This window comes from Marinococcus sp. LNHM3E3-2.2 (assembly GCF_056034385.1).
Genome location: NZ_JBQLIC010000002.1, coordinates 161,083 through 173,443, shown reverse-complemented (window position 1 = coordinate 173,443; position 12,361 = coordinate 161,083). Strand labels below are relative to the sequence as shown.

Genomic DNA, 12,361 nt, shown 5'->3' with positions numbered 1-12,361 from the left:
TCGCTTGTCTGCTATAATAAAGCATCACCTTTGAAAGGAAGGACATGTTATGGACGGCACAAAGCGTAAAGATGTTACCCCGGGAGCAGAAGTCGATATCGTATTGAAAAAAGATCAGCGGAGCGGCGCACTGACCCGGGGGATTGTTAAGGATTTGCTGACCAATTCCCCGAGCCATCCGCACGGCATTAAAGTCCGGCTCGAAGACGGCCAGGTAGGACGCGTCAAACATATTCATTAACTTCACAGCATCCTTAAGCTCCTCTCTTTGCTCAAAGAGGCGGGGCTTTTTCATTTGAAAATATGTGTGAAAGTCAAGATTTATATTATATTAATATATTGAATACAGGAGGTGTATGATGAACATTTCGCAAAAAAACAGGCATACAGAGCGTTTGATTCTACGCCCCCTGCAGCCAAATGATTTTGATAACTACCAGCATGCCCTCTCGGAAAGAAAAGCCTCCCAGCATGTATACGACCCCGGTCGTCCAAAAATCAACCGCTTTACCAAAACACAGTTTACGGACATGATTCGAAAGCGAAAAGAAATGGCTGCGCAGGACTACACCTATGTGTATGATATTTTTCATAAAGACGGAAGGCATCTGGGACATGCTGATATTACTACGTTAATACGGGAAGAGTTTCAATGGGGAATGCTCGGCTATATGATTCATAACCAGTACTGGAATCAAGGGTTTGGCAAAGAAGCCGTCCAGGAGGTTCTACGCGCTTCGTTTGATAATCTGCATTTTCATCGAATAGAAGCTCACATAAATGTCGATAATCACCCATCCATCTCTCTTGCAGAAAAAGCCGGAATGGAATACGAATGTCTGCGCCGGAAGTTCATTTACGAAAATGACGCATGGACAGATAACCTTGTCTACTATAAAAATGCATAAATACAGTGTTTCACGTGAAACATTTTATTTTGATTTCTCTATTTTTAACATAATAAATGCGGACCCTGAATAAGATTAGAGGGTCCGCATTTATTATATTAGAATTATTTTATGGCTTCAGGATCACTTTAATATTACCATCTTCTTTTTCGTCAAAGATGCGGTAGCCTTCGGCTGCATCCTCCAATGGAATTGGGTGTGTGATAATGTCAGTTGGATCAAACAGTTTATTTTCGATCATACGGTAGAGACTTGGCATCATATGAATAACCGGTGCCTGGCCCATGGTAAGCGCAACGTTTCTCGTGAAGAAGTCACCAATTGGAAAACTGTTGGCTTCTGTGCCGTAAACGCCTGTCAGCTGCACGACTCCGTTTTTCTTCACAGACTGGGAAGCTGTCACAATCGGGCTGATAGTGCCAAACTGGTTGTCGCTTTCGGAACCGAACGTTGTATCCGGTGGTACCGTACCGTCCATACCTACACAGTCAACGACTACATCTGCGCCGCCCTTTGTGTTTTCATGGAGCAGTTTGCCTATTTCTTTTGTTTCACTGAAATTATACGTCTCCACATTGTTGGTTCTTCTTGCATGCTCGAGACGGTGCGGCACCTGATCGACGGCTATGACTCGGGAAGCCCCTTTCATCCATGCAAACTTCTGGGCCATTAACCCGATAGGCCCGCAGCCTAAAATAATGATTGTATCTCCATATGTCGCTCCACTGTTTTCAATGCTCCAGAATGCAGTCGGCACGACGTCTGAAAGGAACAATACGCTTTCATCCTTCAGCTCGCTGTCTTCCGGTACTTTAAAGGAGGTAAAGTCAGCATATGGTACGCGCAGATACTCCGCCTGGCCGCCCGGGAAGTTCCCGAAATCCTCAGAGAAGCCGAACAGTCCACCCATTTCGGCGTGAGGATTGGAGTTGTCGCATTGGCTTTCCATTTGATGGGTACAGTAATAGCATTCCCCGCATCCAATGTTAAATGGAATAACAACCCGGTCCCCTTTTTTCAACGTTTTTACATCAGGGCCGACTTCTTCTACGATTCCCATCGGCTCATGGCCGACAACATAGTCCTCCGGTGTCGGAATACCACCTTTATATAAATGCAAGTCCGATCCACAAATACCACTGGCTGTAATGCGTACAATCATGTCATCGCTGCGTTCAATTTTCGGGTCTGCAACTTCTTTGACTTCCATGTGTTCTTTGCCTTGAATCGTTACTGCTTTCATTATTTTAAGACCAGCCTTTCTGTATTTTAATTCGTGTCTGGAGTTACTGGTTTTAAATACTCTTTCCGATTATACTGATTTGTAAACACCTGGTTACTCGTAGCCTAAATAACGAAGCGCAGGCTGAACCGCTTCTATCAGCGCAGTTCTTTTGTCTTCCGGGAGGTCCGGCCACGTATCCGGCTTGTGGTTGATGTGACCGGCGCTTTTGTTTATCCATTGTTCGTTCGTTTCTTTTGACGCAGACGGCGGGTTTATAAAAGCAATCAGACGCCCGAGCTCTTTTTCCGGTGTTTTCAGCAGGTCTTCATACCGAAGCCAGTGCTGCTGATCCTCCGGCAGACCCCCGATCACACAGCCTGCGTGCAGCAGTGACCTCGAAATCCAGGACCCAAGCTCCCTGTACGGCATGTCCATTTGGTGCAGTTGTTCAAGCTCAAAATAATCGGGGTGCAGCCACCGGTAGGAACCAAGCTTTTCGGCCTCTGTCGACGGATCCGAGGGGTCAGCCCCTGTTTCTTCCATCGCCTTCAAAATAGCTTTTCCCATCTTCATCGTCTGGAAGCGGTTAAAAGCCACCGCAATTTCCCGCGGATCCCGGTACAAAAAAACATATTTCGCATTCGGGAACATGTCTATTAAGTGTTCGACTGCGTCTGTAGAAAATCCGGAACGCTCCACACACGTGTCTCCATCAAATCGCTGCTGCAACCACGCAAACAGCCGGCCGTATTGCTCCGAAAGCGGAGCTTCCGGAAACGCCGGCACGATTTCTTCAAGCTCCTGATACAGCTTATCCGGTTCATCGGTTAAGTGAGGAAGGGTGATGGATGCTATAGCAGGCAAGCCCGTTTTCTCGTTAAATAACGTATGTTCTGTTCTCTCATAAAGCACTTCTTTATTGTATAGCCCTTTCTTTTCGTACGGAGCCAGCCGTACCGGCTCTTTTTGAGAAAGCATCTCCCAGAATTCACTGCCTGTCCGCGTTTGTTTATCGAATTCCTTCCATTCTTCGCCGCTGATCCCAAAATTATAATGAACAGAAAGAATCGTTTCAGACAGGCTTACAAGTTTAGGATGAAGATGAATGCAGTTGGACACAGCCGTTGATCCGCTTCTCCCGGTAGAAATAATAAATACTGGCTCCGTCATCGAAGACACTCCTTTTTATCGTGATACGTTCACTTTTCTCTACCCTCTTTTACCGAAATTATGACGGCCGGTTTTTCCTTTGGATGATTTTGGTACAATAGCAGGAAATGGAAATAGGAGGCTGTCATATGCTTTTTCATTATCATCACTGGACCCCTTATTTAGAACAAACCGAAGCGTTTTATGCCCGGCTGGGGTTTCGCGTCTCCCAGCGTATTGGAAAATATAAAGGCAGCTATCATTCCTTTGACCCTCCACTGGATTGGGATGATTTCCGCAATAGACCAATCACATTCCGTATTATTGAAATGCGCAGAGGCTCCGTTAATATTACGTTCGGCCAGGGAAAGCGGATCATGTTTGACCATATCGGCTACCTTACAAATGAACATCGGCTCGGGATTATTTGCCAGCAGGCTGAGACGGCCGGACTGCATATCCAACGAGGAGAAAAAAGAACGTTTATTTCCACCAGTCATTCATTCCGGGTGGAGCTTCAGACACATCAGGAGGCGGTTGACGAGATTGACAGTTCCTTCCGGCTCCAGAGCATCAACATTGAAACTACTGCGGAAGGCCTTGACCATGAAATAAACCAGCTGCTTCACCCTCATTCTTCCGGCGTACAATCTCTTATCACTCGCCGTCATGCTCTTCATTCAGCCTGGATGTCACATCCTGCTTTTGAAGATACTGTCGATCCAAATGGAGTGAAGCTTATTTCTGCAGGGACCAACCAGCACTCCCAGGTTTGATCAGAGTCAGAAAAGGAAATAGCCTGCTTAAATACATCCTAAAGGAGCTTTTTTTATGTCCAGGGAACAGCAAAAACAAGATGCAGCAGCAAAGGCTGTCGAGTATATTCCAGATAATTCTATTATCGGGCTGGGCTCCGGCTCCACGATGTACTGGGTCATGCAGAAGCTTGGAGAACTTGTTCAGCAGGGAATGCACGTCCAGGGCATCCCCTCCTCCCCTGCTACCGAGCAGTGGGCAAACGAATTTCACGTGCCGCTCGTATACTTTTCCACTGAAATGACGAAAGCAGATGTGGCCATTGACGGCGCAGACGAGGTGGATCCTGACTTTCATATGATCAAGGGAGGCGGCGGCTCCCTATTCAGAGAAAAAATTATTGCCGACGCAGCAGATAAGCTGATTATTGCTGTGGATCAAAGCAAAATTGTTCAACAGCTCGGATCCTTTCCACTGCCGGTCGAAATCACGCCCTTTGGGTGGCAGAAAACAGCACGAGATATTCAATTGCTGGGCTGTGACCCCGTCCTTCGCCGCGATAGCGGCCATCCATTCGAAACAGATAACGGCAACTACGTGCTCGATTGTGATTTCCAGTTGATCGAGCGGCCGGATGAGCTGCATCACCAGCTGATTCAGCTCGTCGGCGTCGTGGAAACAGGTTTATTTGCCGACATGGCAGATGTCATCATTGCAGGTACAGACAGCGGAGCTGAAACGTTCGAAAAAAATAAACGGTGAAATAAACCCTTGTAATTCCATTAAAAAACCCGGAGGCAGAAAGCCCTCCGGGTTTTTCCTAATTTCGCAGCAGTTGAGCGTTTATAGCCACTACTACCGTGCTGATACTCATCAGCAGCGCTCCGACAGCCGGACTCAGCAGAATTCCGACAGGCGCCAGCACACCGGCTGCAAGTGGTATAGCAGCGATGTTATAGCCGGCAGCCCACCAGAGGTTCTGAACCATTTTCCGGTACGTTTTCCGGGACAGATCAATAATGGAAAGCACATCGAGCGGATTGCTCTGCACGAGTACAATGTCGGCGGTTTCCATAGCAACATCTGTACCGCTGCCAATCGCAATACCAACATCCGCTGTCGCAAGCGCCGGCGCATCATTGATGCCGTCGCCCGTCATCGCAACCTTCCGCCCGGACTGCTGGACTTTCTTCACCTGCTCTGCTTTATGGTCCGGCAGCACCTCCGCATACACTTCTTCAATGCCAAGCTGGGCAGCTACCCAATCCGCCACGCGCTGATTGTCTCCCGTGAGCATGATTGGTTTAATTCCTTGTTCCTTTAAGCGTTCCACAGCTTCTTTGGCGGATTCTCTCACCATATCAGCAAGTGCCACCATTCCAATCAGATCTCCATCAACAAGGACAAATACTACCGTTTTTCCTTCTTCTGCCTTTTCCTCGAAGGTTTTCTCATCATACGTCAGCTGCTGGTCTTTCATGTAGCCGGGGCTGACAATTTTCACCGCTGACCCGTTCACAGTTCCTTCAAGCCCCTGGCCGGTCATTGTTTGAAAGTCTTTCACCTCATGCAGCTTGATATTGCGCGCTTTAGCTTCATTAACGATGCCTTCTGCGAGCGGATGCTCCGATTCCTGTTCGACCGAGCCGGCAAATTCGAGTACCTGCTCTTCAGAATAACTGCCGCTTGGGACAACGTTGGTTACGCCGAAGCTTCCCTGGGTCAGGGTCCCCGTTTTATCAAAAATGACTGCATCAAGCTTCCGGGAGCTTTCAAACGGCGGCCGGTTCCGGATTAACAGTCCCTGTTTTGCGGATAATGCCGTAGAGACAGAAACAACGAGAGGAGCTGCGAGTCCGAGAGCGTGCGGACAGCTGATGACCATTACAGTAACGGCCCGTTCTACTGCACTGTCTGTCGAGCCGCTTACCAGCCACCAGATAATAAACGTCACGATGCCCGACCCAAGCGCAGCATAAAACAGCCATTTAGCCGCCCGGTTTGCCAGGTCCTGAGCCCGCGACTTGGATTCCTGGGCTTCCTGGACAAGCGTAACCACCTGCGAAAGATACGTCTGATCGCCGGTTTTTGTTACTTCAATTGTTAAGCTTCCGTCCTGGTTGACTGCTCCTCCAATCGCCTCATCCTGCTCGTTCTTTTCCACCGGAAGCGATTCTCCGGTCAGCATGGATTCATCCACCGAGGACCGTCCTTTTATAATCGTTCCGTCCACCGGCACTTTTTCCCCCGGCTTAATGAGGAGGTGGTCTCCCTGCTGAAGATCGTCTACGCTGACTTCTTCTGTCTCCCCGTCTGCTTTCACCCGGCGGGCCTCATGAGGCATGAGCTTAATCAGCTCCTGCAGGGCGTTTGATGCTCCCATAATCGAGCGCATTTCGATCCAGTGCCCGAGGAGCATAATATCAATTAACGTAGCGAGCTCCCAGAAAAACTGGGTGCCTTCCCAGCCAAACACCACCATAGTGCTGTATCCGTAAGCTACAACGACCGCAAGCCCGATCAGTGTCATCATTCCCGGACTTTTTTGCTTCAGTTCGTCTACTGCTCCGGTTAAAAACGGCCAGCCGCCGTAAAAGAATACGATCGTTGCGAGTCCGAACAGCACCCACTGATCATAAGGAAAACCCCAGTCGAGACCAAGGAATCCCTGGATCATCGGGGTCAGAAGCAAAATAGGAACGGTTAAAATAATGGATACAAAAAATCTTCTTTTAAAATCAGCAATCATAGCGCTGTGATGTTCATGATGATCATGTCCGCCGCCATGACCTTCATGTTCTTGATGCTCCTGTTCGTGATCTGCGTGTTCATGTGCCATTAGCCCGCCTCCTTTAATATGATTCCTGTAAATACCCTACCCCTGTATAAAAAATGATAAACAAAAGACTCTCCGCATAAAAAAACAAAGATGAGGGAAAAGCCTCTACAAACAATGGATTGGAGGCGAAAGTTTTTATGCAGACAGAATATAAGGGTATTACTATCGAATCTATAAAAGGCGATATTACAAAGCAGGAGGGTCTCGAAGCTGTAGTCAATGCCGCCAATGCCCAGCTTTTAATCGGCGGAGGGGTTGCCGGCGCTATTCACCGGGCGGCAGGTCCGGAGCTCGAGGAAGCCTGCAAACCGCTGGCTCCTATTTCCCCCGGGGAAGCAGTGATTACGGAGGGATTTCAAATGCCAAACGATTACATTATTCACTGTCTTGGACCCGTATACGGCGTCGACAAGCCTTCTGACGAACTTCTTCGTGCCTGCTACCTTAATGCCCTGCAGCTGGCCGAAGACAAAGGCATAACAAGCATTGGGTTTCCTGCTCTTTCCACTGGGGCTTTTGGCTACCCTCTCGATCAGGCTCTTGAGGATTTTATGCCTGCCTTTTTGGATCAGCTTTCTCACGCTGCTTCTGTTCGGCATATCCGCTTTGTGCTGTTTAGTGATAAAGATGCTGCTTCTTACGAAAAATATATTCAGGAAGCTGTTTCCTCTTAACCTCACCAGGGCCCGGGGATTGCAGCAGTGGCTGCCTCCTCTGCCGGGCTTATGATTCAAGACTATTTAACTGCGCAGGCAGAGGTCCAACTTTCGATTTGAATTTGCTGCTGTTGGTTACGTTTTATTTCCTCGAGGGAATGTAGAAATATACCTTCAACTGAAAGGAGATCATCTATGAAAAAATTCTTTTCCATCGTCGGTCTCGCAGCTTTATTTGTAACAGGATCGGCTGTCCCGGCGCAGGCTTCTGAAGCCCCAACGACTGTTCAGCAGGAACAGAAGCAGGAATTCACCCCCTATGAAGCACTACAGACAGTAAGAGATCAGGAAGACACAGATGCGGAATTGAAAATTGATCAATACCCTTCGATCAGTGAAAGCGGCAAGGCTTATTACCAGGTGCAGGCACTGGACCTTTCCCTTATTGAGCAGGGCGACGATGGCCTACTCCAAACGTACCGTGTATACGAAGACGGACGCGTTCTAGCCATATAAACATCAACCCCGTGCAGGCTCTCCTGCACGGGGTTTCTCTATTTAATGGTTGGAGGCTTTTTCATTAAAAGCGGGCGGTAAAAGTAATCCCGGTCCTTCCATCCGAGTTCTGCATGCAGTAAAGCAAACGTCGTATGGAAAAACCTCTGTATGGCCTTTTCGTCAAAGCCGTTTGTAAGAGGCAGAAAGTATTCACTTGCGTTTTGATCATAATAGGCGTCTTCAGGCTCAAGCGCTGGACTGTTTAAATCCTTTTGCTGAAAAGGGTATGGCAGCACGAAAAAAGCAGGCACAGCTGTATCTTCATCGCCGGGCCAAAATCCAAATTCGATAAACTGTTCGTCAAAAGCAGCCTTTTCAATTGTCTTATCTTCCGGAAAAGGCTCCGGAATATTTTCCACGATAATCGTCGAGACGTCGAAGGTGCCCCAGAATAAACCCGGTTTGATTTTACGGCACCGCAGCGGCCCGATAAAAGCCAGCTCCTCCTGATACGCTGCCTGCATCATTTTGAATCCCTTCATGGCTGCCTCTGCATCATACCGTTTATGCGTCTGATCTTCTGAAAAAAGTACTGTTACCGGCATTTCCTGTGGTTTGGGATGGATGTTCACGTGCACCCCTGCCTGGTGAAGATATTTGAAAATCCATTCGTAATACGCTTGAATGGGCGTGCCATCCTCAAGGCTTTTAGTTTCCACAGCATCTTCGACTGCCAACACAAGCCGGCTGTTCCGAATGTCGATTTCGAGCTCAAATGCCTTGTGCTCCTTAAGCAGCATGCCTGTAGAGAATCCGTTACGGGTAACTTCAAGCATCACATGCTCCCACTGCGGCTCCTGCGGCGCTGTTTCAAGCCGTATTTTTCCGAGAATCTGAGAGAGAAGCTGAAGGGTCAGTTTGGTTTCCTTCCATTCCTGAAATGGCATGATTTCCATTAAATTCTGCTCCTTTCTTCCGGATGAAGCTGCTGTTGTTTACTGATGCTCTACTGCTACACTGCGTTTTCATCCATATACATTACCTCCCAGAGATGCCCATCGATGTCCTGGAAGCTCCATCCGTACATAAAGCCTCCGTCCATCGGTTCGTTGGATGGACGGCCCCCTGCGTCCAGCGCCTTCTGCACAATCTCATTGACTTCTTCCTTGCTGTCTGCAGAAATGGCCAGAATGGCTTCCGCCTCCCTGCTCGTATCCACTACATTTTTGTTAGTAAAGGTTTGAAAGAATGCTTCCTGGAGCAGCATGACATACATACCGCTTCCCAGTATCATGCACGCAGCATTTTCATCCGTGAAGCGCTGATCAAATGAAAAGCCGATAGTCTGGAAAAACTCCATCGAGACCTCAAGATTTTTAACCGGAATATTTACAAATATTTGCTTTGTCTGCAGACTCATTGCCTCTGCACCTCCCTCTTTGTCATTTTCCTTCTTCGTAAGCAACCACATGCCACAGCACACCAAACTGATCCTTCAACTGCCCGTAAGCCGGACTGAAAAACGTTTCTGCCATAGGCATGATTACTTCCCCGCCGGCTTCAAGAGCGTGAAAGGTTGCTGCTGCCGAGGAAGCGTTACTCATGCTAAGTGCGATCGACACCAGGCTCCCCGGAGCTTCCAGAGCAGGGCTTTCTGGAAAGGTATCCGAGAGCATCAGCTCCATATCACCGATTTTTAAATAAGCATGCATAATGAGTTCTTCGGCTCCGGGTGGTATTTCCATGCCTTCGACCTCTGCATAAGTCTGGATTTCGATAACTTTTGTCCCCAGGGCTTTTTCATAAAAAACAGTCGCCTCCCGAGCTTTTCCGTTAAAAGTGAGGTACGGAGTCATCCCGGTAATCATCGTACACATCCTCCTCTATTTAATGATTACCTTCACTATAGCAAGGTCGCTTCCACCCTATTTCTTCCCGATTGCGGTTTTAGCCTGGCGCTTTAGAAAATTATTCATCAATAGCGACAATGATATGAGAATGGGAGGATCATCGAGGCGCGGCGGGTATAAATAAACGTCTCTATTTTCTTCTGCAAGTGCTCCGTCTACATGACACGGCTCTTTTGAGCGTGTGCGAAGTGTGTGATGAGGGATGAGAATGTCGGCAGTCTTCATTTTCCAGGCGACCGAGGTAGCCATCATGTAATATATTCCCGGCTTCACCCCACGGATACAGTATTCTTCCGACGCATCGCACAGCGTGCCGTACAATGGCAGGCCCTCCGGCATCGGCCGGGGAAAGAGTCCGATTAACACAAACCCTTCAAAAGGCGTTTCACTGTAAATACGGCCTCTGACACACGTTTTCGCCGAAGGAAAAACCGGCTCGGCCCAATGGCGGGACTTTCTTAACGAGTACAAAGATTCCTCTGTGGAAGCAGCTGATGCACGAAAAACTCCCGGCGTCATTCCTACCCTCGACGCAAAGCTTGTGGTGAACGTTCCTACGCTCTGCTGGCCGATTTCCATACCAATGTCACGTACAGGAAGAGCTGTTTCAAGCAGCAGCTCCTTTGCCCTCTGAAGCCGCAGAGCAGATAGGTAATACAGCGGCGGCACCCCGACACTATTTTTAAACAGTCGCGAAAAATGGTACGGACTATAGGCAGCCTGCGCGGCCAGCCCGGCAAGATCCATTGGTTCTTGAAGATGTTCATGCATGTACGTAATGGCGTCATGAACAGCCGGCAAATATGAGTGTTCCATCACCCTGCCTCCCGCCCTTGATCCGTTATTAAATACATTTTGGCTTAACCGACAGTTTCCTGATATTAATTATAACAGAAAGCGCTTTCATTTTGATTGAGAAAGTAGAAAAACCTTCATAGAAATGCCCCCTACTCAAGGCGGGGACATTTCTGTATTTTATGCCGGATGCACTGCAGCTTTTACATGCTTTTTCAGTGTGGTAATGAGCAGCTGGAGATCTTTGTCTTCGATGTTCAGTGGCGGTGAAAGAGTTAAAACATTATTATGGTGTTTGGCAATATCGGACGTTTTACCGACAATGACCCCGTCATTCTTGCAGGCTGCAAGAACCTGCTTCACGAGCTTTTCCGGTGCTGCCTTTTTAGTCGTTTTATCTTCGACAAATTCAATACCAGCTAGAAGCCCACGTCCCCGTACCTGACCTATGCAGGGAAGCTCTTCCAGCTCCTTTAACGCCTCCAGGAGCTCCCTGCCTTTTTTCTCCGATCGTTCCACCAGCTTTTCCCGTTCCATGATTTCCAGGTTTTTCACAGCGGCTGCGCAGGCAGCTGGATGGCCTCCGAAGGTATTCACGTGGCGGAAATGGTCATAGGCTTCACTTCCTGTAAATGCCTGGTACATATCCTTTCGCACTGCGGTTACAGATAATGGCATATATCCGCTCGTTATTCCCTTCGCCATCGTTACAATATCCGGCTTCACATCTGCGTGCATAAACCCAAAGCGCTTCCCGGTCCGTCCAAACCCGCAAATAACTTCATCGCTGATCAAAAGAACGCCGTAGCGGTCACAGATGTCCCGCACTCGTCTCATATAGGAGGCCTCGGGAATCAGCACTCCGCCGCCGGTGATGATAGGCTCCATAATAACCGCTGCTACAGATTCTTCCGCTTCCCATAAAATGGCCTGTTCAATTTCATCAGCACAAGCCAGGCTGTACTCTTCATCACTCTGGCCTTCAGGCTTGCGGTACGGGTCCGGCGGCGTTACATGCACAAAGCCCGGTGGAAGCGGCTCGTACCGGTATTTCCGCTGCGTCTGTCCCCCTGCTGCCATGGTGGCAAGTGTACTCCCATGGTAGGTACGGTAGCGTGAAATAGTCTTATAGCGGCTGCCTTCGCCGATCTGTTGAAAATACTGACGCACCAGCTTCAATGCTGTTTCGTTTGCTTCCGAGCCACTATTGGAAAAAAAGTACATATAGCCGTCGCCGAGCCATTCATCAAGCTTTGCAGTCAGCTGCACGGCCGGAGTGTGACTCTGCGTTAAAGGATAGAATGGAAGCTTCAGCATCTGTTCATAGGCTGCCTCGGCAATTTCTTGCCGCCCGTAGCCGACGTTTACACACCAGAGACCGGACATTCCGTCAAGGTAATGCTTTCCGTCCACGTCTGTTACCCATGAGCCTTCCGCTTTCTCTACAACCATCCCTCCCCCCGGGCTGTAAGGCCTCATAGCATGCCAAATACTTTCCTCATCCCTTTTCTTCATCTCTTCCGGTTCCCAAGTCATCACAGTCACCCTTTCCCTTAAAATGTCAGCGCATACAAAATGCTGTCTACCGTGATCTTCTCACGTCCAACGTGAAAAGAAAAGACTAA

14 protein-coding genes are annotated in these 12,361 nt (G+C 48.5%); 6 read left to right on the top strand and 8 right to left on the bottom strand.

What is annotated here, in order from left to right; all coding sequences use genetic code 11:
* Positions 1-49: 49 nt before the first annotated feature.
* Positions 50-241 (top strand): YwbE family protein, encoded by a 192-nt coding sequence (locus ACTRXF_RS03440; RefSeq protein ID WP_462865915.1) that lies wholly within the window; start codon positions 50-52, stop codon positions 239-241.
* Positions 242-359: 118 nt separating this feature from the next.
* Positions 360-908, top strand: a complete 549-nt coding sequence (locus ACTRXF_RS03435) for a GNAT family N-acetyltransferase (RefSeq protein ID WP_474261279.1) — start codon at positions 360-362, stop codon at positions 906-908.
* 109 nt (positions 909-1,017) lie between these two features.
* On the opposite strand, the gene ACTRXF_RS03430 is transcribed toward ACTRXF_RS03435, so the two are convergent.
* A complete protein-coding gene (locus ACTRXF_RS03430) occupies positions 1,018-2,151 on the bottom strand; it encodes an alcohol dehydrogenase catalytic domain-containing protein (RefSeq protein WP_322525400.1) in 1,134 nt (377 codons plus the stop codon).
* Positions 2,152-2,244: 93 nt separating this feature from the next.
* A complete protein-coding gene (locus tag ACTRXF_RS03425; RefSeq protein WP_474261278.1) occupies positions 2,245-3,303 on the bottom strand; it encodes a sulfotransferase in 1,059 nt (352 codons plus the stop codon).
* Between the two features lie 128 nt (positions 3,304-3,431).
* Here ACTRXF_RS03425 and ACTRXF_RS03420 point away from each other — a divergent pair, with 128 nt between their 5' ends.
* Positions 3,432-4,058: a hypothetical protein gene (locus tag ACTRXF_RS03420; protein ID WP_474261277.1), complete on the top strand. Its 627-nt coding sequence runs from the start codon at positions 3,432-3,434 to the stop codon at positions 4,056-4,058.
* Between the two features lie 55 nt (positions 4,059-4,113).
* The gene (rpiA, locus tag ACTRXF_RS03415; protein WP_474261276.1) at positions 4,114-4,800 is read left to right on the top strand and encodes a ribose-5-phosphate isomerase RpiA; all 687 of its coding nucleotides are present in this window, start codon (positions 4,114-4,116) and stop codon (positions 4,798-4,800) included.
* Between the two features lie 58 nt (positions 4,801-4,858).
* Here rpiA and ACTRXF_RS03410 read toward each other — a convergent pair whose 3' ends face one another.
* Positions 4,859-6,877, bottom strand: a complete 2,019-nt coding sequence (locus ACTRXF_RS03410; RefSeq protein WP_474261275.1) for a heavy metal translocating P-type ATPase — start codon at positions 6,875-6,877, stop codon at positions 4,859-4,861.
* 137 nt (positions 6,878-7,014) lie between these two features.
* On the opposite strand from ACTRXF_RS03410, the gene ACTRXF_RS03405 reads away from it, so the two are divergent.
* Together ACTRXF_RS03405 and ACTRXF_RS03400 are read left to right on the top strand one after the other, a co-directional pair.
* Complete coding sequence (locus ACTRXF_RS03405; RefSeq protein WP_474261274.1) at positions 7,015-7,551, top strand: macro domain-containing protein; 537 nt, start codon at positions 7,015-7,017, stop codon at positions 7,549-7,551.
* 177 nt (positions 7,552-7,728) lie between these two features.
* Positions 7,729-8,049, top strand: a complete 321-nt coding sequence (locus ACTRXF_RS03400; protein WP_474261272.1) for a hypothetical protein — start codon at positions 7,729-7,731, stop codon at positions 8,047-8,049.
* A gap of 38 nt (positions 8,050-8,087) precedes the next feature.
* On the opposite strand, the gene ACTRXF_RS03395 is transcribed toward ACTRXF_RS03400, so the two are convergent.
* The 5 genes from ACTRXF_RS03395 to ACTRXF_RS03375 form a co-directional block, all read right to left on the bottom strand.
* Positions 8,088-8,987 (bottom strand): DUF5996 family protein, encoded by a 900-nt coding sequence (locus ACTRXF_RS03395; RefSeq protein WP_474261271.1) that lies wholly within the window; start codon positions 8,985-8,987, stop codon positions 8,088-8,090.
* A gap of 56 nt (positions 8,988-9,043) precedes the next feature.
* Entirely contained in the window at positions 9,044-9,451 is a 408-nt protein-coding gene (locus ACTRXF_RS03390; RefSeq protein ID WP_474261270.1) for a VOC family protein, read from the bottom strand.
* 22 nt (positions 9,452-9,473) lie between these two features.
* A complete protein-coding gene (locus tag ACTRXF_RS03385) occupies positions 9,474-9,899 on the bottom strand; it encodes a VOC family protein (protein WP_474261269.1) in 426 nt (141 codons plus the stop codon).
* Between the two features lie 57 nt (positions 9,900-9,956).
* Complete coding sequence (locus tag ACTRXF_RS03380) at positions 9,957-10,757, bottom strand: helix-turn-helix domain-containing protein (RefSeq protein WP_474261268.1); 801 nt, start codon at positions 10,755-10,757, stop codon at positions 9,957-9,959.
* Positions 10,758-10,916: 159 nt separating this feature from the next.
* On the bottom strand, positions 10,917-12,272 hold the full coding sequence (locus ACTRXF_RS03375; RefSeq protein ID WP_474261267.1) for an aminotransferase: 1,356 nt from the start codon (positions 12,270-12,272) through the stop codon (positions 10,917-10,919).
* Positions 12,273-12,361: the final 89 nt, after the last annotated feature.